At 71.8% G+C, this 25,096-nt stretch carries 27 protein-coding genes and 1 pseudogene; 14 read left to right on the top strand and 14 right to left on the bottom strand.

What is annotated here, in order from left to right:
• The first annotated feature begins 78 nt into the window (after nucleotides 1-78).
• Together ABT084_RS00855 and ABT084_RS00850 are read left to right on the top strand one after the other, a co-directional pair.
• Entirely contained in the window at nucleotides 79-708 is a 630-nt protein-coding gene (locus ABT084_RS00855) for a class I SAM-dependent methyltransferase (RefSeq protein ID WP_351037413.1), read from the top strand.
• Nucleotides 709-896: 188 nt separating this feature from the next.
• Entirely contained in the window at nucleotides 897-1,322 is a 426-nt protein-coding gene (locus tag ABT084_RS00850; RefSeq protein WP_351037516.1) for an ATP-binding protein, read from the top strand.
• 111 nt (nucleotides 1,323-1,433) lie between these two features.
• On the opposite strand, the gene ABT084_RS00845 is transcribed toward ABT084_RS00850, so the two are convergent.
• Nucleotides 1,434-2,420, bottom strand: a complete 987-nt coding sequence (locus tag ABT084_RS00845) for a LuxR C-terminal-related transcriptional regulator (protein ID WP_351037411.1) — start codon at nucleotides 2,418-2,420, stop codon at nucleotides 1,434-1,436.
• 218 nt (nucleotides 2,421-2,638) lie between these two features.
• Here ABT084_RS00845 and ABT084_RS00840 point away from each other — a divergent pair, with 218 nt between their 5' ends.
• The 7 genes from ABT084_RS00840 (at nucleotide 2,639) to ABT084_RS00810 (ending at nucleotide 8,266) form a co-directional block, all read left to right on the top strand.
• Nucleotides 2,639-2,899, top strand: coding sequence for a hypothetical protein (locus ABT084_RS00840; protein WP_351037409.1), 261 nt, complete (start codon nucleotides 2,639-2,641; stop codon nucleotides 2,897-2,899).
• A 6-nt stretch (nucleotides 2,900-2,905) separates the two neighbouring features.
• Nucleotides 2,906-3,181 (top strand): hypothetical protein, encoded by a 276-nt coding sequence (locus ABT084_RS00835; RefSeq protein WP_351037407.1) that lies wholly within the window; start codon nucleotides 2,906-2,908, stop codon nucleotides 3,179-3,181.
• Between the two features lie 56 nt (nucleotides 3,182-3,237).
• A complete protein-coding gene (locus ABT084_RS00830; RefSeq protein WP_351037405.1) occupies nucleotides 3,238-4,443 on the top strand; it encodes an aggregation-promoting factor C-terminal-like domain-containing protein in 1,206 nt (401 codons plus the stop codon).
• Between the two features lie 102 nt (nucleotides 4,444-4,545).
• Complete coding sequence (locus ABT084_RS00825; protein WP_351037403.1) at nucleotides 4,546-5,856, top strand: NlpC/P60 family protein; 1,311 nt, start codon at nucleotides 4,546-4,548, stop codon at nucleotides 5,854-5,856.
• 264 nt (nucleotides 5,857-6,120) lie between these two features.
• Complete coding sequence (locus tag ABT084_RS00820) at nucleotides 6,121-7,461, top strand: MFS transporter (protein ID WP_351037402.1); 1,341 nt, start codon at nucleotides 6,121-6,123, stop codon at nucleotides 7,459-7,461.
• A 74-nt stretch (nucleotides 7,462-7,535) separates the two neighbouring features.
• Nucleotides 7,536-8,060, top strand: a complete 525-nt coding sequence (locus ABT084_RS00815) for a hypothetical protein (protein ID WP_351037401.1) — start codon at nucleotides 7,536-7,538, stop codon at nucleotides 8,058-8,060.
• 41 nt (nucleotides 8,061-8,101) lie between these two features.
• Nucleotides 8,102-8,266: a hypothetical protein gene (locus ABT084_RS00810; protein WP_351037528.1), complete on the top strand. Its 165-nt coding sequence runs from the start codon at nucleotides 8,102-8,104 to the stop codon at nucleotides 8,264-8,266.
• Nucleotides 8,267-8,310: 44 nt separating this feature from the next.
• On the opposite strand, the pseudogene ABT084_RS00805 reads toward ABT084_RS00810, so the two are convergent.
• A pseudogene (locus tag ABT084_RS00805) lies at nucleotides 8,311-8,487 on the bottom strand (DUF3291 domain-containing protein); the annotation flags it as partial.
• A gap of 343 nt (nucleotides 8,488-8,830) precedes the next feature.
• On the opposite strand from ABT084_RS00805, the gene rph reads away from it, so the two are divergent.
• Both rph and ABT084_RS00795 read left to right on the top strand, forming a co-directional pair.
• A complete protein-coding gene (gene rph / locus ABT084_RS00800) occupies nucleotides 8,831-11,485 on the top strand; it encodes a rifamycin-inactivating phosphotransferase (protein ID WP_351037399.1) in 2,655 nt (884 codons plus the stop codon).
• Between the two features lie 145 nt (nucleotides 11,486-11,630).
• On the top strand, nucleotides 11,631-12,392 hold the full coding sequence (locus ABT084_RS00795; protein WP_351037397.1) for a phytanoyl-CoA dioxygenase family protein: 762 nt from the start codon (nucleotides 11,631-11,633) through the stop codon (nucleotides 12,390-12,392).
• Between the two features lie 39 nt (nucleotides 12,393-12,431).
• On the opposite strand, the gene ABT084_RS00790 is transcribed toward ABT084_RS00795, so the two are convergent.
• The 3 genes from ABT084_RS00790 to ABT084_RS00780 all read right to left on the bottom strand — a co-directional run bounded on the left by ABT084_RS00790 (nucleotide 12,432) and on the right by ABT084_RS00780 (nucleotide 14,390).
• Complete coding sequence (locus ABT084_RS00790; RefSeq protein WP_351037396.1) at nucleotides 12,432-13,121, bottom strand: HAD family hydrolase; 690 nt, start codon at nucleotides 13,119-13,121, stop codon at nucleotides 12,432-12,434.
• Nucleotides 13,122-13,130: 9 nt separating this feature from the next.
• Complete coding sequence (locus tag ABT084_RS00785) at nucleotides 13,131-13,871, bottom strand: class I SAM-dependent methyltransferase (RefSeq protein WP_351037395.1); 741 nt, start codon at nucleotides 13,869-13,871, stop codon at nucleotides 13,131-13,133.
• 201 nt (nucleotides 13,872-14,072) lie between these two features.
• Nucleotides 14,073-14,390, bottom strand: coding sequence for a hypothetical protein (locus ABT084_RS00780; RefSeq protein ID WP_351037393.1), 318 nt, complete (start codon nucleotides 14,388-14,390; stop codon nucleotides 14,073-14,075).
• Nucleotides 14,391-14,491: 101 nt separating this feature from the next.
• Between ABT084_RS00780 and ABT084_RS00775 the strand changes: the two genes are divergently transcribed.
• Nucleotides 14,492-14,860, top strand: a complete 369-nt coding sequence (locus ABT084_RS00775) for a YkvA family protein (protein ID WP_351037391.1) — start codon at nucleotides 14,492-14,494, stop codon at nucleotides 14,858-14,860.
• Between the two features lie 74 nt (nucleotides 14,861-14,934).
• On the opposite strand, the gene ABT084_RS00770 is transcribed toward ABT084_RS00775, so the two are convergent.
• From ABT084_RS00770 to ABT084_RS00740, 7 genes are all read right to left on the bottom strand, one after another.
• Complete coding sequence (locus ABT084_RS00770) at nucleotides 14,935-15,282, bottom strand: nuclear transport factor 2 family protein (protein WP_351037389.1); 348 nt, start codon at nucleotides 15,280-15,282, stop codon at nucleotides 14,935-14,937.
• On the bottom strand, nucleotides 15,279-15,881 hold the full coding sequence (locus tag ABT084_RS00765; RefSeq protein ID WP_351037387.1) for a TetR/AcrR family transcriptional regulator: 603 nt from the start codon (nucleotides 15,879-15,881) through the stop codon (nucleotides 15,279-15,281). The genes ABT084_RS00770 and ABT084_RS00765 overlap by 4 nt, the downstream gene beginning before the upstream one ends.
• Nucleotides 15,882-16,007: 126 nt before the next feature.
• Nucleotides 16,008-16,988 carry a zinc-binding dehydrogenase gene (locus ABT084_RS00760; RefSeq protein ID WP_351037386.1) on the bottom strand — a complete coding sequence of 327 codons (981 nt, stop codon included), beginning with the start codon at nucleotides 16,986-16,988 and terminating at the stop codon, nucleotides 16,008-16,010.
• A 133-nt stretch (nucleotides 16,989-17,121) separates the two neighbouring features.
• Nucleotides 17,122-17,712 (bottom strand): TetR/AcrR family transcriptional regulator, encoded by a 591-nt coding sequence (locus ABT084_RS00755; protein ID WP_351037384.1) that lies wholly within the window; start codon nucleotides 17,710-17,712, stop codon nucleotides 17,122-17,124.
• Between the two features lie 25 nt (nucleotides 17,713-17,737).
• On the bottom strand, nucleotides 17,738-18,655 hold the full coding sequence (locus tag ABT084_RS00750; protein ID WP_351037382.1) for a hypothetical protein: 918 nt from the start codon (nucleotides 18,653-18,655) through the stop codon (nucleotides 17,738-17,740).
• Nucleotides 18,656-18,718: 63 nt separating this feature from the next.
• Complete coding sequence (locus ABT084_RS00745; protein WP_351037381.1) at nucleotides 18,719-19,294, bottom strand: hypothetical protein; 576 nt, start codon at nucleotides 19,292-19,294, stop codon at nucleotides 18,719-18,721.
• A 104-nt stretch (nucleotides 19,295-19,398) separates the two neighbouring features.
• Nucleotides 19,399-19,920, bottom strand: coding sequence for a GNAT family N-acetyltransferase (locus ABT084_RS00740; RefSeq protein WP_351037379.1), 522 nt, complete (start codon nucleotides 19,918-19,920; stop codon nucleotides 19,399-19,401).
• Between the two features lie 329 nt (nucleotides 19,921-20,249).
• On the opposite strand from ABT084_RS00740, the gene ABT084_RS00735 reads away from it, so the two are divergent.
• Nucleotides 20,250-21,797: a lipase family protein gene (locus ABT084_RS00735; protein WP_351037377.1), complete on the top strand. Its 1,548-nt coding sequence runs from the start codon at nucleotides 20,250-20,252 to the stop codon at nucleotides 21,795-21,797.
• A 19-nt stretch (nucleotides 21,798-21,816) separates the two neighbouring features.
• Nucleotides 21,817-23,346 carry a cytochrome P450 family protein gene (locus ABT084_RS00730; protein WP_351037375.1) on the top strand — a complete coding sequence of 510 codons (1,530 nt, stop codon included), beginning with the start codon at nucleotides 21,817-21,819 and terminating at the stop codon, nucleotides 23,344-23,346.
• A 38-nt stretch (nucleotides 23,347-23,384) separates the two neighbouring features.
• Here ABT084_RS00730 and ABT084_RS00725 read toward each other — a convergent pair whose 3' ends face one another.
• Both ABT084_RS00725 and ABT084_RS00720 read right to left on the bottom strand, forming a co-directional pair.
• Nucleotides 23,385-24,017 (bottom strand): hypothetical protein, encoded by a 633-nt coding sequence (locus ABT084_RS00725; RefSeq protein ID WP_351037373.1) that lies wholly within the window; start codon nucleotides 24,015-24,017, stop codon nucleotides 23,385-23,387.
• Between the two features lie 143 nt (nucleotides 24,018-24,160).
• A complete protein-coding gene (locus tag ABT084_RS00720) occupies nucleotides 24,161-24,955 on the bottom strand; it encodes a lysophospholipid acyltransferase family protein (protein WP_351037371.1) in 795 nt (264 codons plus the stop codon).
• Between the last annotated feature and the right edge of the window lie 141 nt (nucleotides 24,956-25,096).

The following is a 25,096-nucleotide window of genomic DNA, read 5'->3' as shown; positions in this document are numbered from 1 at the left end:
CGGACCGAATGCACGAAGCACCTCGTGTGGGGATATCGGCCCTGACCCGCTCCCGGCAAGGGTGTTACTTTCCCTCCCGTGATGGAGCACCAGGACGAGACCAGGGCGGCCTACGACGGGGTCGTCGAGCTGTACGCATCGCTGTTCGCCAACCGGCTGGAGGAGCGGCCGTTCTCGCGAGCCATGATCGGCACCTTCGCCGAGCTCATACGCGCGACGGGGAACGTGCGGGCAGCCGACGTCGGGTGCGGGCCCGGGCATCTGACGGCCATGCTGCACGACCTGGGGCTGGATGCGTTCGGTCTCGACCTTTCCCCGGCCATGGTCGACCACGCCCGGCGGGCCCATCCGGCGCTGCGGTTCGACGAGGCCCGGATGGAGTCCCTGCCGCTCGAGGACCGCACGCTCGGCGGCATCCTGGCCCACTACTCGATGATCCATACCCCGCCCGCGGAAGTACCGCGGCTCCTCGCCGAGCAGGCCCGCGTCCTGGCACCGGGGGGCCTGCTCCTGGTCTCGTTCTTCGCGACCGAAGGGCCGGAACCGGTCCGTTTCGATCACAAGGTGACACCCGCGTACAGCTGGCCGGTCGACCGGTTCGGCGAGATGCTGGTCGAAGCCGGACTCGTCCCGTTTGCCCGGCTGCTCCACGACCCGGCCTCCGAACGCGGCTTTCTCGACGCCCACTTGCTGGCCCGCCACCCCTGAAGCGGCGGCTGACTGCTCCCGCCCCGCCACTCACTCCCAACCCGCCATCTCTCGGATGATTCTCACCCGCATGCTCCGGACCAGACCGGGTATACGACCCCGGCCAGTGGAGGACGCTCGAGGTGAAGGCGGGACGCATGAGCCAGGTGGAAGCCGGTAAGGGCCGGCAGGTCCTGTTCAGTGGGCCCATGGGGGTGTCCGCCGCTTTCGAGAGCGGTGACAAGATCGCCCGGGCCCGCGATCTGGCCCGGTCGTTCCTGGCCCGCGTGCAGGCTGCCCACGGGTTTCCGGTGTCCGCGCGAGCGATGGAGGTCGTGGAGCTCGTCGTCAGCGAGCTGGTGACGAATGCCCGCACCTATGCCCCGGGTCCCTGCCTGCTGACCCTGGAGCTGAACGGCGGCGCCGTCGAGGTCACGGTGTGGGACAGCGCTCCGGTCATGCCCACCGCCAGGCCGGCGGATCCGGAGCGGGTGGGCCAGCACGGGCTCGAGATCGTCATGGCCGTCTGCCGGAGCTTCGAGGTGCATCGCGAGCCGGTCGGCAAACGGATCAAGGCGGCGGTGGTACTGGCCGATGACCCGGGCGGCGATGTGGCCGGCCACCAGTTCGGCTAGGGGGTGTCTCTTTCGGATCTCGCCAGGGGATCGTCCCGGCCCAGAAGGCGGCGGCCCGACGGGGTCAGGGCAGGGAGGCGGCGGGCGAGCCCCGGTTCCCGGCGGCTCTGCTCACAGCCAGCCCTGCTGCGCCGCCTTGAGCCCCGCTTCGAACCGGCTGGTCGCGTGGAGGCGTTCCATGAGGGCGGCCATCTGACGTCTGACGGTACGCAGGGACACGCCCAGGCGCTTCGCGGCCGTCTCGTCGGTCATCCCCGAGGCCAGCAGCTTCAGTAATTCCAGCTCGGCCGTGGTGGGGCGGGTGTCGCTGGGCCGCGGCCGGTCCGCCCCCAGGGGGACGGCGGACTCCCAGGTCTGCTCGAACAGGCTGACGAGCGAGGCGACGATGCCGGGTGCGCTGGTGCACAGGGCGCCCAGGCGGGAGTTCTGCGGGTCGATGGGGACGACCGCGACGGTGCGGTCGAACACCAGGAGGCGCGGCGGAAGCAGCGGACTGGTGCGGACCTGGGCGCCCTGCTCGGTCAGCCACCGGGCGTAGGCCAGTGTCGTCGGATCGTTGCGGGTGCTGTCCTGGTAGACCGAGCGCATCTCGATGCCGCGGCTCAATGCCCGTTGGTCCAGGGGGCGGGAAGCCTCCAGACTCGCCTCGGACAGCGCGCCGCCCGGCAGGATCGCCAGGCATTCCCGGACCAGTCCGTGGGCGAGCTTCTCGAGACGGCTCTGGATGGCGTCCATCCCGACGAGCCGCTCCGCGCCGTCGGTCTCGGTGTTCGGGCGGAGCCCGGCATATTCGGAGACCACCTGTGCCGCGGCGGCCTTACTGCGCGCCAAATCCCGCTGCTGTCGCGCCAGTTCCTCCTCCTGGCGGCGGAGCAGCAGCTCCAGGCCCAGTTCCGGGCTCACCGCCCGCAGCGCGCCCGGACTGTCCCGTGACGGTCTGAGCAGGTCGAGGTCGACGAGCCGGTCCAGGCCCTCGCGGACCCGCGCCTCGGGCATGCCCAGGCGCGCGCCCAGCTCGGCCACCCCGCCCGAGGCGTCGGCCAGCATCCCTCGGTACACGGCTTCGACGTCGGCCCCAAGGCCCAGTGCTTCCAGCATGTCCCCAGCCCCCCAGCGGAATTCCGCCCCGCCCACTACGAGCGGACGTGGACATGATGGCAAACGCGTCGTGTCACCAAGGTGCCAGGCCCCTTGGTGACGGTCGGGATCCCTTCTCCGCCGTTCGGCACGGCAGCACCATGGGGACCACCGGAACGGCGGGGGCGCAGTCCCCGACTCGGGCCGGGCAGCAACGACTTCCGATCCAGGGGGATCCCATGTCCCGCACCGCACGCTTCGCCGCCGCAGCCGCCGTCTCCGCCCTGCTGTGCGCCGGCGGCATCACCGCCGCCGCCTCGGGTGCCACCTCCGGAGGCCACCGCGTCAGCGCCGCCGGTGACGCCAGCATCAACTGGGACGCTCCTCCCGCGTCGAGCGCGGACAGCATCAACTGGGACGCTCCCCCCGCGTCGAGCCCGGACAGCATCAACTGGGACACGGCGCCCGGGTCCGCCGCGTACCGCGTCAACGGGGACTAGCCCGCGGTGCACACCATCCGCGTCTCCCTCGCCGGGCCTTCCCGCGGGGCCGCCCAGGACCGCGTGCTCGCGCTCGTCTCCGACCTGATCTGGGCGCACGCCGCTCCCCTACTGGGTCTGGAGCACCTGCGGGCCAAGGCCTCCGACGACGGAGTGGACGTCTACCTCTTCCTGCGCGCCGACTCCGAAGCCGCGGCGCTCGCCCAGGCCCACGCCCTCGTCGAGCGGGCCCGGATCTCCCTCACCTCCCACGGCTACCGCACCGACCTGACCCGCCGCTGAACCGCTGTCCGCCGGTGCGTCTCCGCCCGGCCGCGAACGTTCCTAGGGGGAACGCAGTGCCCACCACCCTCCGTCAGGCTGCCCGCAGAACCACCGCCGTCGCCCTCTCCGGCGCCCTCGGGGCGGGGCTGCTCACCGCCGCCGCGCTCACCACCGCCCCGGCCGCGCAGGCCGCCACGACCTGCGGCGGGACCGCCTCGATCTACGGCATCCTGCCCGACGGCCGCCTCACCTTCAGTACCATCACCCCGGCCACGGGTCAGCTGAAGAAGGTGCTCACCGGCGCGGACCTGGGGTTCGAGCCCAGGGCGATGGCGACCCTCAACTTCAATACGGTGCTGGTGACATCGACCAGCGGCGCCCTCTACCGCGTCGACGTCCTGACCAACAACACGTCCCTCACCCTGGAGCGCCCGCCCGTCAAGATCTTCGACAGCGGCTGGACCCACGACAAGCTCACCTACGACGGACACGGTCACCTCTACGGCACGGCCGGCGGCCTCCTCCTCCAGTACCTGGTATCGCAGCCCAAACCCACCGGCGCGGCCCACATCGGTCAGCGCAAGGAGATGGGCAGCGGCTTCGTGCTGAAGACCCTGACCGCCGCCGCCGACGACCGGCTGCTCGCGACCACCTCGGCCGGCGCCCTCCTGTCGTACAAGGTCAACGCCGACGGCACCTGGAACCGCGACGACCTCAAGCCCTCCGGCTGGTCCGGCTTCGACCAGGTCGTGTCGCCCGGCGGCGGCCTCTACTACGGCCGGATCGAAACCACGGGCGCCATGTACTGGTACAAGGACGCCAACCCGGCCGACGGCAGCGGCGCCGACATCGCCTACCACAACGACACCCCGGTCAACACCGGGGGCTGGACGCAGAAGCTGCTCTCCGCGCAGCCGGAGACCTTCGCCTGCACCACCACCACGCCGCCGCTCGACGGTACGGACATCCCCGCCGTGAAGGCGGTCGGCCGCGACCTGATGAACGCGTACGACGGCGGCTCCTGGAACAGCAGCACCCAGTGGAACTGCCTGGAACAGCTCTGGGACAAGGAGAGCGGCTGGCGCTACTGGGCCGACAACCCCGGCTCCTCCGCGTACGGCATTCCGCAGGCCCTCCCCGGCTCCAAGATGGATGCCTTCGGTGACGACTGGCGCACCAACCCCGTCACCCAGATCAGGTGGGGCCTGTCCTACATCGACGGCCAGTACGACACCCCCTGCGGTGCCTGGACCCACTTCGTGAACCACAACTGGTACTGAGCCGCTTCCGGACCGCGACCGCCTCCCCCGCCCTCCCCGCTTCTCCTCACCCCTTCGGCCCGGCGCACGTACGTCCGGGCTGCCCCGAACCTGGAGACACCCATGCCCTCCTCGTCCCGCACGCTCCGCTTCGCCGCCTCCCTCGCCGTCGGGGTCACGACCCTCGGCCTGGTCACGCTCAGCTCGGCGCCGGCCCAGGCCGCCGCCATCTGTGGCGGTGACGTGTCGATCTACGGCACCCTCGCCGACGGACGCCTCACCTACACGGCCATATCCCCGAACACCGGGGACCGCGTCAAGACGCTGATCGGCACGAACCTCGGCTTCACGCCCAAGGCGATGGCCACCCTCAACTTCAACACCGTCCTGGTGACCTCGACGGCTGGCGACCTGTACCGCGTCGACGTGCAGACCAACGACAACGCCCTTGCCCTGGCCGGTGTCACCAAGATCTGGGACGGCGGCTGGACCTTCGACAAGATGGCCTACGACGGCGCGGGCCACCTCTACGGCACGGTCTCCGGCCAGCTCCACCGCTACAACGTCTCCCAGCCCAAGCCCTCGGGCCCGGCCCACATCGCCAAGCACGTGGTGATCGACGACGGCTTCGTCCTCAAGACCCTCGCCGCCGTCGGCGACGACGTCCTCATCGGCAGCACGTCCGACGGCAAGCTGCTGTCGTACCAGATCAACGGCGTCGGCGACTGGGAGCGGTCGGAACTCAAGACTGACGGCTGGTCAGCGGTCGACAGCCTGGTCTCGCCCGGCGGCGGTCTCTACTACGGCCGCACCAACGGCGGGATGTACTGGTACCACGACGCCGACCCCACCGACGGCAAGGGCGACGACATCGCCTACCACCCGAACGACCCGGTCGACGCGAGTGGTTGGACCCAGACCCTGCTCTCCGCCTACGCCGGCGACTGCACCTACCAGCCGCCCGTGCCCTCTACCCCCAACCCCTCCAGCCAGGGCGGTCAGATCACCCGCAGCGAGGTCATGAGCCGCGCCGTCAACTGGCTGGGCCGTGATGTCCCGTACAACCAGGGTGCCTCGGCCTCGGACCCGGAGGGCGACCACGTCTACCGCACCGACTGCTCCGGCTTCGTCTCCATGGCCTGGCACGCCAACTCCAGCTACACGACGGCCAGTCTGGCGAACATCGGCACCCCCATCTCCAAGTCCGACCTCCAGCCCGGCGACGCGCTGAACACCCTCGACGGACACGTCGTGCTCTTCGAGAGGTGGGTCGACAAGGCCGCAGGCAAGTTCTCGTACATCCACGAGGCCAACACCTCGGACGACATGATGCGCGGCCAGGACTACCTCAACGGCGGCTCCGACGCCCGTATAGCGGGCCACGCCGCCTCCGGCTACGTCGCCCTGCGCTACAACAAGGTGGTGGGCGGATAGCCCCGCCCGGCCGACCGCCCTGCGGGGCGGGGGCCGTCCGGGGGGCGCCACGCCCGGGTCGGCGGCGTCCGCGGTGTATCGGTGTCCTTCCACCCCATACTGGTCGGGCAGGCACGAGAAGTCAGCCGCGCACCCGCCCGGCCTGTCCGGAGGTGCTTTCACCCGTCAGGAGCAGGCGTCACGTCCGAAACGTCGGCCGTCACCGGAGACCGTCCGACATCGCGCAGGCACTACGTCGTCCCCGCCGTGGGATGCGCCGCGGGAATGATCAGCATCGATCAGACCGTCGTCGCGGTGGCCCTCGAGCCGATGGCGCGCAGCCTGGGGCTGACCACCTTCGTCACGCACGGAGTGGTGCTCGTCTACATCCTGGCGCTGGCCGCGTTCGTGCCGGTGGGCGGCATGCTGGTCCGGAGGTTCGGGCTGCTGACCGCCTTCCGGTCCGGGATTACGGTCTTCGCCCTCGCTTCCGGGGTCTGCGCCCTCGCACCGCACGGTGATTCCGCCGAGCCGTTCCTGCTGACGGCGAGGGCCGTGCAGGGCATCGGCGCCGCCCTGTTGATGCCGGTCGGTACGGCTCTGATCACCGAGGTGTACGAGGAGCGCAGGCGGGGCAAGGCGCTCTCCGTCTACGCGGGTCTGGCTCAGGTCTTCCTGGTCGTCGGCCCGATCGTGGGGGCGTTCCTCACCCAACTCCTCGGGTGGCGCTCGGTCTTCCTCATCAACGTGCCGGTCGGCGCGGTGTCCCTGTGGCTGATGACCCGGGCACGCTTGACCAACGAGCCGCAGGGTGGCCCGCTCAGCATCATGCAGCCGCTCCTGATGGTCTCCTCCATGGTGCTGCTCGTCCTCGGCCTCTACCAGTGCGGCAACTGGGGGGTCGCCGATCCCCGGACCCTCGCCGCACTCGCCGCGGGCGCGGTGACCGTGGCCGTGGGGGTGCGGCTCCTCCTCCGGTCCCCCCGGCCCCTCGTCGACCTGCGGCTGCTGCGCATCCGCCCGTACGCCGTGGGGGTGGCCCTCACCTTCCTCGTGCAGGGACCTCAGCTGGTCGTGCTGGTGCACGGCACGCTGTTCCTGAGGCAGTCCATGCACCTCTCGCTCCTGGCCACCGGCATCGCTCTGCTCCCTCTGGTGGTGGCTTCGGCGACCGGCACCTTCCTGTCCGGATTCCTGCGCGACCGTACGGGGTCGGCCAGGGTGCCCGTCCTGGCCGGTCTCACGGCCGCCACCATCGGCGCGGCCGCGTGGACCGTCGCCCTGCCGTCCCAGGTGTACGTCTGGCAGGTCCCCGGGATGATCCTCACGGGACTCGGGACCGGCCTGCCGGTCCCCGCCCTCAGCGCGGAACTGATGCGGGTCGTCCCCGCGGACAAACGGGCCGACGCCTCGGTCCTGCGCTCGACGCTGCGTCAGCTGGGTGGCGCGATCGGGCTGGCCGTGGCGGGGGCGGTCGTCCTGGCCGTCAACAACGACCTCTCCGACGCGGTCGGCATCATCACGCCCACGGCCACCCGAGCGGCGTTCGCCGTCGCGAGCGCCGCCTTGGCCCTCGCGCTCTCGCTGGCGGCCTTCCTGCTTCCCCGCGAGGGCCGGACGCGCTGACTTCTCCGCCGCGGCCGCCCGCGCCATCGGCCGCCCCTTACGCCCGCCCTCGCCGCTGCCCCTAAAGTGCGCTCATGACCGAAGGAAACACGACGCCGGAAGCTGTTGAGCACGGGCGGTCCGAGGTGTTGGGCGAGCGGCTCAAGGAGCGCATCTACGCCTCGCTCACCTTGCTCGCCGTGCTGGTGGGCCTGGCGCAGGGCGGGCATCCCACGCACCGGGGTGCGGCGGTCTCGGTCGTGGTGACGGCGCTGGGTCTGTGGTTGGCGACTCTGGTGGCGGACGTGCAGGCGCATCCGGTCGCGCACGGACGCAGGCCCACGGTTCGGGAGGTACGGCGCGCCCTGTTCACCAGTAGTCCGCTGCTGACCTGCGCCGTCGGCCCCGTGCTGCTGATCGGGCTGTCCGCGGCGGGCGTGATGGAGCTGACCACGGCGCTGTGGATCTCCGTGGGCAGCGAGGTCGTGGCGCTGGCCCTGTGGGGTTTCGTCGGTGGGCGGCGGGTCGGGGCGGGCCCGGTGCGGGCCTTGGTGACCGCCGCCCTCAACACCGCGATCGGTCTGGGTGTGGTCGCCGTGAAGCTGTTGGCCGGTCACTGACCCGCGCCGGCGGCCCGCCCACCCCCCGTCCGGCATGCGGCGTGCCTGCCGGAATACCGAGGAGCACTCCCCTGACCCGTACCACTCCCCCGCGTCCCGTCGACATCGAGGCGCTGTTCCCCGCCCTGGCGGGGTTCCGGCGTACGGCCACCCGGTCCGCGACCCACGCCCCGGAGATCCGCGACGAGGGCCCGGCGGCGGTGTAAGCGGAGGCGAAGGTGAACGCGCGGGGCGGCGGCCCGTGCGCCCGCAGGTCCGCCAGGCGCTCCAAGGCCTCGCCGACCGTCGGGAGATGGCCGGCCGGGACCCACCAGAGCACCAGGTGTGCCTCGACGTGCCGTTCGAACCCGTCGCGGGGCCCGTGCATCGCCTCCAGGTGTCCGCTGCGGTAGACGAAGTCCCACAGGGCCTGCCGGGTCTCCCCCACGGACAGGGTATGGAGCGCGTGGCGGCCCGGCGGGCGCCTTGAAGAGAAAACAACAAAGGCAAGGAGATCGCTCTCCTTGCCCTCTCCAACTTATAGCGCACTGGGGGGCTTGCGGCAAGGCCCCGGTGGTGACGCAAAATCGTCCGCTGAAGCCCGAACCCGTAGGGATGCGGCGGGAATGCGGCAGGGGTACGGCAGCGGTACGGCAGCCAGAGACGGGGACGAGGGCGTGGCTGACAAGACGTTCGACACACTCAACAGGGTCGACAGAGCGGGAGGCGCCGGTGCTTCGACCGGCCAGTGCGGTAGTAGGACGGGACACGACCCCCTCGGAGGTGGCGCGATGATCGAGCAGTACGTACGGGATCTGCGGGAGGTCGACGAGACGCAGCTCGCGGTCGTCGGCGGCAAGGGCGCTCACCTGGGCGGGCTGTCGCGGATCGACGGCATCCGTGTGCCGCCCGGTTTCTGCGTGACGACGGACGCCTTCCGGCGGATCATGGCGGAGGCGCCCGCGGTCGAGGACCGGCTCGAGCGGCTCTCACACCTGGACCCGGACGACCGGGAGGCGATCCGCACGCTCAGCGCGGAGATCCGCAGGACCATCGAAGGGGTCGAGATCCCGGGCGATCTCGCGGCGGCGATCACCAGCGCGCTCGTCCCGCTGGGCGAGCGGGCCGCGTACGCCGTCCGGTCCAGCGCAACGGCCGAGGACCTGCCGACGGCTTCCTTCGCCGGCCAGCAGGACACGTACCTGAACGTCGTGGGGCCGACGGCGATCCTCCGGCACGTCAGCCAGTGCTGGGCCTCGCTGTTCACCGAGCGGGCCGTCACCTACCGCCAGCGCAACGGCATCGACCACCGGACGGTCCACATGGCCGTGGTCGTGCAGCGCATGGTCTTCCCGCACGCGGCCGGCATCCTCTTCACGGCCGACCCGGTCTCGGGCAACCGGCGGGTCGCGACCGTCGACGCCGGTTTCGGCCTCGGCGAGGCCCTCGTATCCGGCCTGGTGAACCCGGACGTCTACCGGGTGCGGGGCGGCGAAATCATCGCCAAGTCGATCGCCGCCAAACACCTCGCCGTTCACGCCGAGCCGAGCGGCGGTACCAGGGAAGTGGCGATCGACGCGCGCCGACAGGAGCTGCCGGCGCTGACGGATGCGCAGGTCGTACGGCTCGTACAGCTCGGGCGGCGGATCGAGACGCACTTCGGCCGCCCGCAGGACATCGAATGGTGCCTGGCCGACGAGGAATTCCAGATCGTCCAGAGCCGCCCGATCACGACGCTGTTCCCCATCCCCCGGGCCGATGACCAGGAGAACCACGTCTACGTGTCCGTCGGCCATCAGCAGATGATGACCGACCCCATGAAGCCCCTGGGGCTGTCGGTGTGGCAGCTGACGGCCATGGTGCCGATGCACGAGGCCGGCGGGAGGCTGTTCGTCGACGTCACCGCGCGCCTGGCCGCGCCGACGAGCCGCGCCGGGCTGCTCGACCTCATCGGGCGGGGCGATCCGCTGGTCAGGGACGCGCTGGAGACCGTACTCGACCGCGGCGATTTCATCCCGTCGCTCCCGGACGCGGGGCCCGCAGGCACATCGTCCGGCGCCGCGTCCGGGACGGGCGCGTCCACCCCGGCCGTGGCCGTCCCCGCCCCCGCCCCCGCCGAGACCGATCCGGCCATCGTCGCGGAGCTGATCGAGCGCAGCGAGATGTCCGTCGCGGCCCTGGAACGCGACATCCGGACGAAGAGCGGACCGGAGCTGTTCGACTTCCTCCTGGAAGCCTTCGAGGAGCACAAGCGGGTCCTCGGCGATCCGCTGAACCTGCGGGCCATCATGGCGGGGATGGAAGCCACCTGGTGGCTCAACGACACCCTGCAGGAGTGGCTGGGCGAGAAGAACGCGGCGGACACCCTCACCCTGTCCGCCCCCGACAACATCACGTCGGAGATGGGACTGGCGCTGCTCGACGTCGCGGACGTGATCCGACGGCATCCGGAGGTCGTGGCGTTCCTGCGGGGCGTCCAGGACGAGGGCTCCCAGGACGAGGGCTTCCTGGAGGAGCTGGCGAAGGTCGCGGGCGGGACCGAAGCGCGCGGCGCCATCGACGCGTATCTCGAGCGGTACGGCATGCGCTGCGTCGGCGAGATCGACATCACGAGGCCGCGTTGGCGCGAGCGCCCCACCACGCTCGTGCCCGTACTCCTCGACAACGTCAGGAACTTCGAGCCGGGCGCCGCCGGGCGGCGCTTCGAGGAGGGGCGGCAGAAAGCGGAGCAGAAGGAACAGGAGGTGCTGGCACGCCTGCGGGCCCTGCCGGACGGGGAGCGCAAGGCCGCCGAGGTCAAGCGGATGATCGACCAGGTGCGGTCCTTCATCGGCTACCGGGAGTACCCGAAGTACGGCATCGTCAGCCGCTCCTTCGTCTACAAGCGGGCCCTGATGGACGAGGCCGAACGCCTCGTGCGGGCTGACGTACTGCGGGAGAAGGAGGACATCTTCTACCTCACCTTCCAGGAACTCCACGACGTCGCGCGGACGAACCAGGTGGACGGCCGGCTCATCCAGCGGCGCACGGACGCGTTCCGGTCGTACGAGGGCCTCACGCCGCCCCGGGTGCTCACCTCGGAGGGCGAGGCCGTGACCGGGTCTTACCGGCGCGACGACGCACCGGCCGGCGCGCTGGTCGGGCTCCCTGTCTCCGCGGGGACCATCGAGGGGCGGGCCCGCGTCGTCCTCGACATGGCGGAGGCCGACCTGGAAGCGGGCGACATCCTGGTCACAGCCTTCACCGACCCCAGCTGGTCGCCGGTGTTCGTCGCCATCGCGGGCCTGGTCACGGAGGTGGGCGGCTTGATGACCCACGGCGCGGTGATCGCCCGGGAGTACGGCCTGCCGGCGGTCGTGGGCGTGGACCGGGCCACCCGGCTGATTCGGGACGGCCAGCGGATCCGCGTGCACGGAACGGACGGGTACATCGAGATCCTGTCCTGACCGAGCCCGTGGCGAGCGGCGGCCCCGCGCCCGCTGTCTCCGTTCGGCGTGGGGAAACCCGGTTGCCGTGCGCCGCCGCCGCCACTTGGTGAGGCTGGCCGGGTAGCCGTAGCCGCCGAGCCGAGCCTGTGGGGAAAGACCGTTGTTGACCGACCAGGAGATCGAGTCCTTCGTCGCGGATGGTTTCGTCCGTGTCCGGGGCGCCGTCCCCCGGGCCACGGTGGAGGACTGCCGTGCGCAGTTGTGGGAGGCGAGTGGTTGCTCCCCCGACGATCCCGCGGGCTGGACGGAGCCCGTCGTACGCATCGGGGCCATGGGCACGCCCGCGTTCCGCGAGGCGGCCAACACCCCGGCGCTGCACGAGGCGTACGACCAGCTGGTGGGGGCGGGCCGCTGGCGCGCTCCGCTCGGGTTGGGCACCTTCCCGCTCCGCTTCCCGAGCGAGAAGGACCCCGGTGACGACGGCTGGCACCTCGACGCGGGCTGGACCGGGGAGGCGGGGGAATACCGGGTGAACCTGCGCTCGCGCGGGCGCGCGCTGCTCATGCTGTTCCTCTTCACCGATGTCGGCCCGGACGACGCGCCGACCCGGATACGGTCCGGCTCGCACCTCGACCTGCCGCCGCTGCTCGACGGCGCGGGCGAGGAGGGCCGGCCGTGGTTCCCCTTGTGCGCGGACGCCGTTCCGGCGTCGGAGGGCCGCCGCGAGGTGGCCGCGACCGGAGAGGCGGGGGACGTGTTCCTCTGCCACCCGTTCCTGATCCACGCTGCCCAGCGGCACGGCGGGAGCGCGCCGCGCTTCCTCGCCCAGCCGCCGCTGGAGCCGAGTGGGCTCCTCGACCTGGGCGGCGGCTCGGCGCCGTCGCCGGTCGAGCGAGCGGTACGGGCCGGATTGCGCCGCGCCTGACGGCAGACGCTCCGCTGCCCAGTCGGGAGCCCGACAGCGTCAGAGGAGTTGGAGCACCTCTGCCAGCGCGCCGGGACGCCGGTCCACGGGCAAGGGATCGACGAGGTGGACCCGACACCCCAGGGCGGCGGCGCCGACGTCCGCGACGCGATCGTCTCCCACCATGAGCGCATCGCCGGGCGCCACTCCGAGCCCGTCGCACGCCATCTCGAAGATCCGGGGACCGGGCTTCTCCACCCCGCACTCGAAGGAGAGGAAGTAGGCGTCCACGAGGTCATCGACACCGTGGTCGCGGAAGAGGGGGCGCACGTCCCAGCCGATGTTGCTCACGACAGCGACCGGTATGCCTCGCCCGCGCAGGGCGCGCAGGGTTTCCTCGGCGTCAGGATACGGCTGCCACGCGTCAGACCCCTGAGAACGGTCGTACAGAGCCTCGGCCAGGTCGGCTGACGGCAGCTTCGCCTCCCTGGTGAGGGCCGTATAGGCGGCCCGGTGCCGTTCGGCGGTCAGATCGCGCTCCCGCCACAGTGCCTCCAGATGGGGTGGCACGTGGCGCGGAGGCAGCCCTCCGGGCTGAGCTCCGCACTCTTCCAACCGACGGGCGCACGCGTCGAGTTCACCACTGGAGAAGGCCAGACCGGCTTCGGCTGCCACCGCGCGCAGCCACTGCGCCGTCGGTTCGATCCGGAAGAGGGTCCCGGAAAAGTCGAACATCACGCCCTTGATCATGGCGCCAGCTTACGGTTTGTGGGTGACCCAGAGCAGTTCCGCCGGCCAGCGGTGTGCCCAGTCGGGTGGGTCGGTTTCGTTGTAGCCGTTGGGCGTTCCGACCTCGGGCCGCGGCTCGATGAGGTCGTCGATGACGAGACCCGCGCCGCGCAGGACCCTGACCCAGTCGCCGTAGGTGAGTTGATAGCTGGTCGCGCCGTCGTCTTCGGCGATGGTGTCCAGTCCGAAGTAGTCCTGCCGCAGCGTCGTGGTCACGCGGCTGGCGGCTTCGTCGTAGCACGCTTCGAACCAGGGGCTGGCGACGTTGAACACCAGGCGCCCGCCTCGGCGCAAGACGCGTGCCGCCTGCGGCACGGCCAGGTGCGGGGGCGCCCAGCTGAGCCCGCCGAAGTCGCAGAACACGAGGTCGAAGCTGTCGGCGGCGAAGGGCAGTTGCTCGGCGGCGCCTTGCACGAGCGGGTAGCGGGCCGCTCCCATCGCGCGGTCCGCTGCGGCGAGTTGGGCTTCGGACAGGTCGAACCCGACCACTTGGGCGCCCTCGGCTGCGAGCGCCCTGGACCACTGCCCGGCGCCGCAGCCGAGTTCGAGGACACGCTTGCCGGTGACGTCGCCCAGGGCGCGCAGGTGTGCGTCGGGGATGGAGTACATGCCCCACAGCCGGGGTGTGGCGCCGATGCGCGGGTCGTGCGCGTGCTGGTAGGAGTTGCTGATCTGATTCCAGAGCCGCCGGTTGGCGGGGATGCTGTCCACGTGCCGACTCCACCACTGCCGCCCGGAGCCGGTCAACACGATAAGCGCACACCGCCGACGACAACCACCGGGCGCGGTCGAAGTACGGCCAGGTGGCCACGCGCACGATGTGGGTGACGTACGACATGGCTCCGTCGGCCCCGACGCGCTGAGACCGCACCGTGTGTCGGCCCGTTCGGCCCGGCTCGACACGGCCCGGGCTCAGCTCGGCAGCGCGGCGGCTATCCCACGGGCGCTGGCGGCGCCGCCACCGGGGCGGGACCGGAGCGGCCGGAGCGCCACACCGAGGCGAAGAGCAGGAGACCGGGGAGGATGCCGGAGACCACCGCGATGGCGGTGACGCGCGACGGCGAGGCCGAAGAAGTGCACGCCGACCACGAAGGCGATCCACGGCAGGGTCGCACGCGGGGCGTGCAGGACGCGGGTGATCACCAGCAGCCCGGCCAGGAGCCCGAGGACCTCGGCCGCGACCACCAACCAGTAGCGCCCCGTGAAGCCCGCACCCACGGCGGTCGTCACGCTCCCACTGGTCCCCGCTGTCCTTGCGGTCCGCCGGTCGAAGACGACCAGGCCCAGGAGGTGCCCCGGTAGCGCGGAGGAGGACCGGGTATACGGGTGCCATGGACGCAAAAGCCTGGCTCATCCTGGCCGCCGTGGTCGCCGCCGGTCTCGCGGTCGCCGCCGCCGTGCTGCTGGTGAGGGTCTTCGCGGCGCGGCGGCTGCTGCTCGACGCCGGAATCCCGCTGCGCGACAAGGCCTTGTTCTGGGTCGCCGTCGTGTACACCGTCTCGCCCCTGGACCTGATCCCGGACCCGGTGTACCTGGACGACATCGGAGTGCTGCTGCTGGCCCTGCGCTCCCTGCACGCCGCCGCGGCGCGCATCCCCGGCGGGTTGAAGGAGCCCGGCCCGGCGGCCCCGCTGCCGGGGCCCGGTCGCGGGCCTGGTCCTGGTCCTGGTCTTGGTCCTGGTCGAACTCGATCATCCTGAATTCCACCGCGTGCCGACCCCGCCGAGCAGTGCCGGGAGGTCGGCCACCTGCTCGGCGAGGCTGCGGTGTCCGCTCAGGCGGGGAGGAAGAACCCGGTGATGTCGGCGAGTCGGCCGTCGTGGTGACGCGCGGTGCTCACGCCCGACATGGCGGGTTCGTCCTGCTCGCCGAGCTGGGTCCACCGTGCGAGCGACCGGTCGTGGTGCTCGAGCACCTCTTCGATCCGGAACCGGTGGCCGGGGAACGCGCCGGCGAACCCGGCCATGTAGTCGGCCAGTTCGGTCAGCCCACGCACCTCCGTGCCCGGGTCCCGATAGGCGACGTCGTCGACGGCGACCGCTCCGAGTGCGGCGAGCCGCTCGCCCGGACCGGCCGACCAGCACGCGGCGTAGTTCTCCCAGAGATGCTGTGTGTCACTCATCGCAGGCCTTCTTTCACGGGGCCGATCGACGCCATCGCGCCGTCGGTGATGGTGTGCAGTTTCGAGCGGGGGGCTCCGGCCCGTACCAGTACCAACAGGCCCTGGTACAGGGCCAACAGCTGGGCCGCCGAGACCTCGACGTCCAGGGCCACCGAGAGCAGACCCAGCGCGCGAGCACGCGTCAGGGCTTCGGCGAAGCCTGACTCGATCGTCTCCAGCCCTCGGCGAACGGCGTCCGCGGCCTGCGGAACGACGAAGGATTCGACGGCCGTGTTGGTGAGCAGACAACCCGGATCGGGATCGGCATCGGGTCCGGTCTCGAACGTCGAGGTGAAGAACGACCGGATGCCCGCCACCGGGTCCGGCGGTTCCAGGAGGTGGGTCCGGACCCGGCTCCGCACCACCTGGTCGTTGTAGGCGTCCAGTGCCGCGCAGAACAAGCCGTCCTTGCTCTGGAAGGCCCGGTACAGGCTGCCCGGATGCAAGCCGGTCGCCTCTTCGATGTCCCTCAGCGAGGCCCCGAGGTAGCCGCGGCTGCGGAACAGCCGCATGGCGGAGGCCAGTACCTCCGCTTGATCCCAGAGCTGTTTGCGTCCCACGAAGCCCCCCTTGCCCTTAGTTGAACGATCGCTCACAAAAATAGCACGTCCAGACCCGGGTGGCCGCACCGGAACGGCGCGGCCATCCGGGCCACCGGGGCGACGAGCACGTCGAGTTGGGGACGGTCAGTCCAAGGTGACGACCATCTTGCCCAGGGCCTGGCCGGTGGCCATGACCCGGTGGGCTTCGACGACGTCGTGGAATCCGAACGTCCGGGTCGGTCGCGCCCGGTAGGTGCCGTCCTCGACCTTTCGGCAGATCGCGTCGAACGGCACCTCCGCGAGCGGGAAGTCCGCCGTCCCCAGGACGAAGGCGCTGCCGAAGAAGCTGAGCTGCACACCACTGGGCATGTCGGCCAGGGGGGCGAAGTCCTGGACGGGGGCGAGGCCTCCGAGGAAACCGAGCTGACAGACCCGGCCGCGCGGGCGGACGGTGGCCAGCGAGTCGCGCAGCGCGCTGTTGCCCACGATGTCGAGCACCGCGTCCACCTCGATCCCGCGCGCGCGGACCTGCGGGGCGAGGCGGCCGTCGTCGAGGAGCACCCCATCGGCCCCGATCTCCTTCAACAGGCCGGCCCGGTCCGGGTCGCGCGTGGTGGCCAGCACGGTCGCGCCGTGGTCGGAGGCCAGGTTGACCGCGGCCTGGCCGAGCGAGGAGGTGGCCCCCCGCACCAGGACCGTCTCGCCGGGTCGCAGGGCGAGGTTCCCGTGCAAGGCGCTCCACGCGGTGGCGTAGACCTCGGGGAAGGCGGCCAGGTCGGCCCACCCCAGCGAGGACCGGATCGGCACGACGTTGCTCGCGGGGACGGTCACCAGCTCGGCGTAACTTCCGTTCCTCGTACGACCCATGCCGCCCAGGAGCGCCACGACGGCGGTTCCCTCGGCCAGCCGTCCGCTCGGGTCGGCCTGTACGACACCGGCGCACTCGATACCGGTGACCGGGGCGACCTCTCCCCAGGCGCCGCTGCGCATGTACGTCTCGGCGTGGTTGAGGCCGAACGCCTTGACCCGGATCAGCACCTCGTCGTGGGCGGGCCGCGGATCGGGAAGGTCGGTGAGGGTGAGGACCTCAGGTCCACCGAAGGCTGAGATGACGATGGCGCGCATGGCCACTCTCCATTCTTGAATAGGCATTCAACTACTGGGCCGAAAAAGAGGCCGCCGCGGTGCGCGGCGACCCACAGGGGTCGGTCGGGGTCTGCGGAGGCCACCCCGAAGAGGGGGCCCCTCAGGGGTGGCGTCAGGTGCGGGCGAGCCCGACGAAGGCGTTGTCGACGATCGAACGAAGCACCGTCTCGTCCGGGTTGGCCTTGCCCACCACCATCAGTCCTTGGGCGGTGGCCACCAGAAGCCGGGCGGCGCCGACCGGGTCCACGTCGGACCGTACGTCGCCGCGCCGCACCGCGGTCTCCAGAGCTCGGCTCATGCAGCGCTCCAGGCGGGCGAGGTGGCCGCGCACGACGGCGGCGACCTCGTCGTCCTCGGCGGCCCTCTCGATCGCGGTGTTGACGAGGAGGCAGCCCTGGCGGCCCTCGGGGCTCGTCAGATCGCGGACCAGGCCGTCGAAGTAGCCGCGCACCTCGGCCACCGAGGCGCCGGGCGCGTCCAGTTCACCGAGCTTCTGCGGGACGACGAGCTTCGAGTAGCGCTCCAGGGACTGCACGAACAGGGCACGCTTCCCACCGGGGAAGACGCTGTAGATACTGCCGGGCTTCACCCCGGTCGCCTTCACCAGGTCCTCGATGGACGTGGCGCGGTACCCGCGCTCCCAGAAACGCAGCATGGCCGCGTCCAGGACCCGTTCCGGTTCGAACTCCCGTGGTCGTGGCATGCCTCCACCATAGATGAATGGGGATTCAAGAACAAGGCTTCCGGAGCGCGGCGAGGACCGCCTGGGCCTTTCGGGCTGCCGTGCTCGCCGTCTTCGCCGTCTGAGCGGCCTGCCGGTGGCGGCGGCCCAGGGCGTCCGCAGCGGCGCTGAGCCGGGCCCGCTCCTCGCGGGCCGAGTCGAGCTGTTCCCGCAGGCCCGCGATCCGCTCGTCGAGCGCGTCGAGCCCCGAGCGGCCCCGCGCCAGTTCCCGCTCCGCGCGCGCGAGCCCGTCCTCCGCTTCCGCCGCCGCGCGGGAGGTCCGGTCCGCCTGCGCGCGAGCCCGTTCGAGTGCCTTGACGTCGATCCGCGCCGGCGCGGCTCCGGAGGCGCCGCCCGCTTGGGTGGCCGGGGCCGTGGCCGGTGCGGCGGGCGAGGAGGCGGCCGGGGGCCGCTCCGGGGGCGGCCCCGCGCCGGGCGGGGGCTCGAGCGCGGTGAAGCCGACGGCCAGGGGCGGCGCCTTGGCCAGGACACCGTGCAGCCACATCTCGGCGGTGTCCCGGTCGGCGAGGACGGTGTGGAGGATGCGCTCGACGTCCTGCTGAACGCCTTCGGAGACGGACAGACCCGCTTCCTCGGCCAGCTGCTTCGCCCGGCGCGCCATGGCCGCGATCACCACGTGCTGCTGGTGGGAGAGTTCCCGTAGCTGCCCGCCCGCCAGGCTCCGGTGCGCCTCGCGCAGGGCCTGACCGAGGTCCAGCAGCCGCTGGGCCTGGTCCGGGTCCGAGCGAGCCAGCAGGTTCGCCGCCCACACGGCGAGCGTCGGCTTGCGCAAGGCCTTGATCCGCTTCGCCGCCGCCGACTCCCCCGCCTCGCGGGCCCGGGCCGCGGAGGCGTCCCGGGCGGCGGTGAATTCGTCCGGCCTCAGCCCGTACAGCTCCCACGTGATCGCATCCACATCGGCCACATCACTACTGTGCCCCTGCCGGCGGCCTTCGGCAGGGGCACAGCGGAGTCGATACGCGCCACGTCACATTCCATCGGTGATGTAGTAGTCGTTTTCGAGGTACTCCAGGGTGTAGCTGCCGAGGTCGCTCTCGGAGAAGGTGGCGGAACTCCTGACCGCTTCCAGCGGCATCTCGATCTTGTCGAGGGTGCGCACGACGACGCGCTGCGGATCGACCGTCGCGGTCTGCAGGGCCTTCTTCTGCTCGGGCGAGATCATCTGGAACACCATGACGAAGGTCGACGTGCACGGGCCGAATCCCTTGTCCTGTGCCGTCTTCGCACCGGGCCCGGCCACCTCGCAGACCGTGGTGATGTCCTCGCGGCCGAGGCCGTGGAGGTACTGCTCGTAGCGCTGGATCGCGCGCTCCTTGGTCCTGGGCGCGGGCAGCCTGCCGGTCGGGGTGGCCGACGGCTTGTCGGGCGCGGCGGACGCCGACGGCGCGGGCGAGGGCGCCTTGGCCGGGGTGGACGCGGACGATGCCGACGACTGCGAGGGCTTCGCGTCCGCGCCGTCCTTCGCCTTCTCCGGACCGCACGCGCACGCCAACAGCGCCACGCAGGCCGATACCGCGACGCTCATGATCGCCCGTGTGCGCATCCGGTCCCCTTCTCCAGCCGACTCTTCATTACGTGGTCACGCGGGATCCGGAGGAACGGTTCCCGCGACGGTGTCCAGGATGCCCGACCGGCGCTCGCTCCTCGTCACCGCCCGCCGCTCCCCCGCACCGAACGGGGGTCGATGACCCAGTGGTTGCTCGACAGGACGCGGTCCGCGAAGGTCACCTCGCGCTCCTCGATGAACTGGAATCCCAGCGAGCGGCATATCCCGTTCGAGGGGGCGTTCGCCGTCGCCGGGAAGGCGTGCACGAACCCCCACCGGCCGTCGTCCCGGGCCAGCTCGAGCAGTGCGCGGACAGCCTGCTTGCCCACTCCACGTCCTTGGAACTCCGGCAGCACCATCCAGCCGATCTCGGAAATCCGCTCGTCGCCCTCCAGGTGCGAATAGAGCGTCACCGTTCCCGCCGACGCCGCGGGATCCACCTCGTCGAGCACGATCATCTTGATCCACTGAGTGCCCGATGCGACACCCTGGACATCGCGACGGACCTTCTCCTCCATGCCCGCACGGGGAAGCGGCCCGCCGAGATCGGCCATCATGACCGGGTCGCACCGCATGCGGACGTACGCGTCCACATCGTCGAGCCGTACATCGCGCAGCTGCATCCTGACTCCTTCGCCGACCGCCCTCTTGCGGTGTCCCCAGCATGCCGGACCTCCGATCGGGGGTGGCGTCAACTGCGGTCCGGCGTCCCACTCGTGTGGGGCCGGGGATCTCCGGCTGTTCGTCGGGCCGCCGCGGGGCATGGCCGAACGGCGCTTTCCCTTGGGGTCCGACGCCGTGACTGCCGCGCGGGCCGGGGCGAGCGGGCCGGCGGATGCGTCCGGCCACCCGTGCGGCGCCTCGACGTGATCACACCGAATGTCAGCATGTGTCACGACCAACGGGCCATGGGGCGGCGCTCACCTCCCCCTCAGCGACGAGAGGTTGCTACGTGACACCCCAGGCGACAGGGCATCCGGATCCGCAGCTCCTCAACGGGCAGCGCAAGGCCGTCGACGCGGCACCGGCCGGGGACGGGACGGTACCGGTGCCGGTGCCGGTGCCGGTGTCAGTAGTGGTGCCGGGGCCGGTGTCCGGTGCGGCCGGGCAGAGCCGGTCCGCCGAGCCGGTGGGGCCCGGGATCGTACCGGCGCGGGCCACCGAGACCGAGCTGCTCGTCGCGGCCTCGCTGCTGCTGGCCGACGCCGCTCTGACCGCCCGGCAGGCCGGGGCGGAAATCACCGGGGCTCTCAGCAGCTGGCGATCGGGACTGCGCGCCCTGCGCGACCCGGCATGGGCGGTGGGCAGCGTGGTGTCCTGCGCCCGCGCACTGACCCGTGCGCAAGGGCTCGGGTTCGGTGCGAACGGCGGCATCGCGGGTGAGCTGGCCCGGGTCATCGGGAACGTGACCTACCGGCGGCCGGCCGCGGTGGCCATGGCGGTGGACGCCTTCGCCCTGCGCATCGCGGCGGCCGCCGCCACCCACCCCAACCTGGACACCCCGTGTGCCCGGCGGCTCACCGACGCGATGGTGCGCGGCGACCGGCTGGAGGCGCTGCGCGCACTGTTCGCGCTGGTCGAGCGGCTGGGCGTGACCCGCGCGCTCACGACCGTCAGCCCCGTCATCATGGAGCTGCTGGCGCTGACCGGCCTCCTCGACGAGAACCCCGTGAACGACGGCTTCTCCTGGGTGACCCTGGCCGGTGGGGTTCCGGCCACCGACCCCTTCCTCGGGCTGCCCAGTTCGCTGCTCAAACGCCTCAACTCCGGCCCCGGCCGGGCCGAACGCACGGACGCGGACCCGATCCTGGCCTCCGTACTCACGGGCTCCTCCAACGACATCGTCAGCTACGTGAACGACATCGGCGCGCTCGGCAACCACGGGCTGGTGCTGCTGCGCCGCATCGCCTGCGCGGACGGTGCCGTCCGGTACGTCCTGCTGCTGCCCGGCACGAGCTTCGGGCTCCTCAGCAACAGCACCCCGCAGGACGTCATCGGCGCCTTCGACGGCCTGCTGCGCATCGACACCACCTACACCAGGGCCGTGAAGGCGCTCCTGACCAGGGCGGGGGTGCCGGCGGGGGCAGAACTCATGCTGGTCGGGCACAGTCTCGGCGGGCTCACCGCCATGAACCTGGCCTGTGACGTCGGCATCGCCTCGGAGTACCGGATCACCCACGTCGTCGCGCTCGGCTCCCCCATCGACGCCAAACGTCCCGTGGACCACACGACCCGGGTCATCAGCCTGCTCAACAAGCACGACGTGATCCCGACGCTGGACGGCCGAGGTCCGGCCTCGCCCAACGACATCCCCGACCACTGGGTCGAGTTCGCCTGGCTGGACGAGACGTACGACTACCCGCTCTCGCACGCCCCGCAGGCCTACTCCGACAGCCTTCGCGGAGCGCAGGCCCCGCTGCGCGAGCAGGTCAACGCGCTGCTGCGGGCCTACGACGGAGACATCACGGCGAACCAGCCCTACATGCTGCGCGACAAGTGACCCGATGAGGACGCCCCCCATGAACAGCACCGGAACCGGTTCCGCCACCCCGCAGGCCACCCCGCAGGCCGACCCCGCCGCCGCCCCTGTCCCGACCTCGGTCCCTGCCCCTCCCGCGGCGGTAGGACGGCGGCCGCGGGCCGCCCGGCCCCTGGAGAGCGTCGTGTTCAGCGCGGCCATGCTCGGTCACCGGCTGCCGTGGACGGATGCCCCGGCCCGCCTGCTGGGGCTCGACGCCCTCACCCGGGAGGGCGCCACCCGGCAGCTCCTGGCCCACCTCCGGCGCACCCACGGTGGCGCGCCCGTACGGATCGGCACCCCGTTCGGCAGTTTCCTCGTGCCGTTGACCCCCGAGGACACCGCGCACCTGCTCGCCCGCGGCGACGCCGACGCCGCGCTCGGGCCCGCCGTCCGGCTCACCGCGTCCGGACACCGCCGCGGCCTCTACCGGCACACGGACATCCCGGCCGAGGCGCTCCCCTCCGCCGCCGAGGTCGGCGGGCTGCTCGCCGACGACGTACGCCGCCTGCTCGAGGGGCGGCTCGGCGACGGCACCATCGGCCGCGAGGACTGGTGCACCGGTACGGCGCGCATGGCGCGCCGGGTGGTGGTGGGCGCGGCGGCAGCCGAGGACCGGCTGCTGAGCGAGGTGCTGCGGCGCGCGGGTGAAGCGGTCGGCAGCCGTGAGCAGGGCCGCCACGACGCGGCGCTGCTCCGCAGGCTCGGTCCGTACCTCGAGGGGCCCGATCCCGCTTCGGTGGCCGGGCGCATCGGCTCCTTCCCGGCCGCGGACGCCGTGGCGGCCATCGCGCACCTGCTGGACGTGGTGTCACGGGCCGCGGCCGACACGGCCGCCCAGGCCCTGGCCCTGCTCGCGGTGGAGGCCTGCGACACCCCCGCCCGAGCGGTGGCCTCGGCCCTCGGCCACTACCCGCCGATCGGCGCCGTCGCGCATCCCGTCCGGTCGGACTTCGTCTGGGAGGGCCTGGCCATCGCCGCGGGCACCGAGGTGCTCGCCATGCCCGCCCGGCTGCGGGAGGCCCCCGCCCCCGACCACGACGGGGCGGGGCGCTCCGACGCCGCGGGGCCGTCGCCGCTGTGCGGGGCGCCGACGCCTTGTACGGGCGCCGACTTCGCCGAACGCGTCGCCGGGGAGATCGTCCGGGGCGTCGCGGCGCACGCCCGGCCGGTCCTGATCGCACCCCGGTTCCCCCGGGACCGGCTGCCGCACGGCCTCGACCCGGAGACGCTGCGCGTGGCGTTCGGCCCCGGGGCCGGGACGCTTCCCGGGCCCCGCGGCGCCGGTATCGCGGCACGGGCCGCCGTCACCGGCCGCGGCTGCGCCCCGGCGGCGTACGGCTCCCTCGCGGCGGCGAGCGCCACCCAGCTCGACCGGCACGCGGCGGAGCTGGAGCAGTGCGCCGCGGACAGCGGGTGGAACTCCGACGCGGCGGGGGAACAGTTCCGCACCGTGCTGCTCGGGCACGCGGAGCGCTGCGCACGGGCCGCCGCCGATGTCCGGCGCGCGGCCCGCCGCCTCGCCGACTGAGCCGACCGAGCCGACCGAGTTCGCCCGCGCCGTTCGGGTCAGGTGTTGCGGATGAGGGAGACGAGGTCCTTGCGACCGGAGACGGCGATGAACGCGGTGTCGTCGGCGGCGGCCGCGTCCAGGCTGACGCGCGCCGCCAGCACGGCCGCCACCACGGGGTTGGCGGCGCCGCCGGCCTCGCGCTGCTTCTCGTTGAGCTTCTTCGGGTTGACGTAGTCGTACGTGTCCCCCCGCTCGCGGCGCGTGGCGATCGCCTCCTCGAGGCGGCGGACGTCGCGGGCGGCGACGTAGTCGGCCTGGGACACCTGCGCCCAGACGTTGGCGCCACCGGTGACGAAGAAGTGGTTGGGCGAGCCGTTCGGGTTCAGGCCGCTGTTGTCGACGAGGTAGGTGCGGCCCGAGCCGACGGTGAGGGTCTTGCCGAAGAGCGCCTTCCAGCTGCCCTTGGCCTTGGCGAGGAGCCCCTCGATCTGCTCGCCGACTTCCACGGCTTCGGCGGTGATGGTGGCGTTGTCGACGGCCGCGTACAGCAGGCTGTTGAGTTCCCCGGCGGTCGTGCTGGTGGCGCAGTGGCGGTAGGAGTGGCGTTGCAGGGACATGTCCAGCCGGAGCGGTGTGTCGCCCTCGACGTTCACGACGACGACGGCTCCGGTGATCGATGCAGTGGCCATGGCGGTTACTCCCTCGCGGGTCGGCGCCGGCCCCCCTGGCGGACCGGCGTCCTCGGCTTCACGACGTGCTCACCCTGTCAAGAGCCGATGAATATCCCGTAAATGTGCGCTAAATGCGCCCAGGGCAGCCTGGACCAGCACTTTCACAACGGACCCTGGTCCGCGGGCGGCTCCCGCCAGCCGCGCTCTTGGTCGATCATCTGCTGCACCGTGTCCTGGACGTCGACGCACAGTCGGCGGGCGGCCTCGGAGCGCGCCCTGATGCCCACCGGCTGCGCCGGCGCGGGGATCGGTTCACCGACGACGATCTGCCATTTCGAGGGCAGCGGGAAGGGTGAGGTCAACGGCAGGTAGGGAAGGTCCAGCAGCCGGGCCAGGGTGGGCATCTCGCCCAGTTTGGGGCTGGATTCCTCCGCGCCGATGATGGCGACGGGAATGACGGGCGCACCCGACCGGATCGCCGCCACCGCGAACCCCGCGCTGAACGGCTGGAGCTGATAGCGGTCCCGGAACGGCTTTTCCAGCCCGGAGATCCCTTCGGGGAAGACGGCGACCAGCTCGCCGTTGTTCAGCCGCTCCGTCCCCACGCGGGAATCGATCGGCACCGCACCCTTCTTCGTGGCGTAGACGCCGAGCACCGGCAGCCGGAACACCAGGGGGGCCGCGAGGACGCTCATCGGGCGCCGGAGCGCCCGGGTGAGGGCCTTCTGGAACACGAAGGCGTCCAGCCCCCATGCCCCGGAGTGGTTGGAGACGAGGACGGCCGCGCCCTCGGCAGGAATGTTCTCCAGCCCGAGGACGTCCAGCCGGAAGTAGTCGTCGATGAACCACTCCAGCAGCCGGTCCCAGGCGTCCTGGCCCGCCTCGCCCAGCAGCCCGCGCACGAAGCGGAGCTCGGATCCGGCCACATCGAACACATCGGCCATGCTTGTCGACACCCGTCCTCCGCGTCTGTCCGGCGGCGCGTCTTGCCGCGCCCGCCTGAACCTGTCGGGAGGTCCAACGGCCGGAGCGGCCGTTGATCACGAAGTTCGGGCGGATCGGGCACTCGCACCTTCGTTCCCCTTCCGCCGGGGCGG

Origin of the sequence: Streptomyces sp. NPDC002138 (assembly GCF_040296485.1) — a bacterium.
GTDB lineage: Bacteria > Actinomycetota > Actinomycetes > Streptomycetales > Streptomycetaceae > Streptomyces.
Note: the sequence above shows the minus strand (reverse complement) of the source record. Positions and strands in the feature narration are given on the sequence as shown.

Bases quoted from the DNA above. Each gene is read 5' to 3' on its own strand.
- ABT084_RS00850 (WP_351037516.1), top strand. From the start codon at position 897: ATGGGGGTGTCCGCCGCTTTCGAGAGCGGTGACAAGATCGCCCGGGCC.
- ABT084_RS00845 (WP_351037411.1), bottom strand. From the start codon at position 2,420: ATGCTGGAAGCACTGGGCCTTGGGGCCGACGTCGAAGCCGTGTACCGA.
- ABT084_RS00840 (WP_351037409.1), top strand. From the start codon at position 2,639: ATGTCCCGCACCGCACGCTTCGCCGCCGCAGCCGCCGTCTCCGCCCTG.
- ABT084_RS00825 (WP_351037403.1), top strand. From the start codon at position 4,546: ATGCCCTCCTCGTCCCGCACGCTCCGCTTCGCCGCCTCCCTCGCCGTC.
- ABT084_RS00820 (WP_351037402.1), top strand. From the start codon at position 6,121: ATGATCAGCATCGATCAGACCGTCGTCGCGGTGGCCCTCGAGCCGATG.
- ABT084_RS00815 (WP_351037401.1), top strand. From the start codon at position 7,536: ATGACCGAAGGAAACACGACGCCGGAAGCTGTTGAGCACGGGCGGTCC.
- rph (WP_351037399.1), top strand. From the start codon at position 8,831: ATGATCGAGCAGTACGTACGGGATCTGCGGGAGGTCGACGAGACGCAG.
- ABT084_RS00790 (WP_351037396.1), bottom strand. From the start codon at position 13,121: ATGATCAAGGGCGTGATGTTCGACTTTTCCGGGACCCTCTTCCGGATC.
- ABT084_RS00775 (WP_351037391.1), top strand. From the start codon at position 14,492: ATGGACGCAAAAGCCTGGCTCATCCTGGCCGCCGTGGTCGCCGCCGGT.
- ABT084_RS00770 (WP_351037389.1), bottom strand. From the start codon at position 15,282: ATGAGTGACACACAGCATCTCTGGGAGAACTACGCCGCGTGCTGGTCG.
- ABT084_RS00760 (WP_351037386.1), bottom strand. From the start codon at position 16,988: ATGCGCGCCATCGTCATCTCAGCCTTCGGTGGACCTGAGGTCCTCACC.
- ABT084_RS00755 (WP_351037384.1), bottom strand. From the start codon at position 17,712: ATGCCACGACCACGGGAGTTCGAACCGGAACGGGTCCTGGACGCGGCC.
- ABT084_RS00745 (WP_351037381.1), bottom strand. From the start codon at position 19,294: ATGCGCACACGGGCGATCATGAGCGTCGCGGTATCGGCCTGCGTGGCG.
- ABT084_RS00740 (WP_351037379.1), bottom strand. From the start codon at position 19,920: ATGCAGCTGCGCGATGTACGGCTCGACGATGTGGACGCGTACGTCCGC.
- ABT084_RS00730 (WP_351037375.1), top strand. From the start codon at position 21,817: ATGAACAGCACCGGAACCGGTTCCGCCACCCCGCAGGCCACCCCGCAG.
- ABT084_RS00725 (WP_351037373.1), bottom strand. From the start codon at position 24,017: ATGGCCACTGCATCGATCACCGGAGCCGTCGTCGTCGTGAACGTCGAG.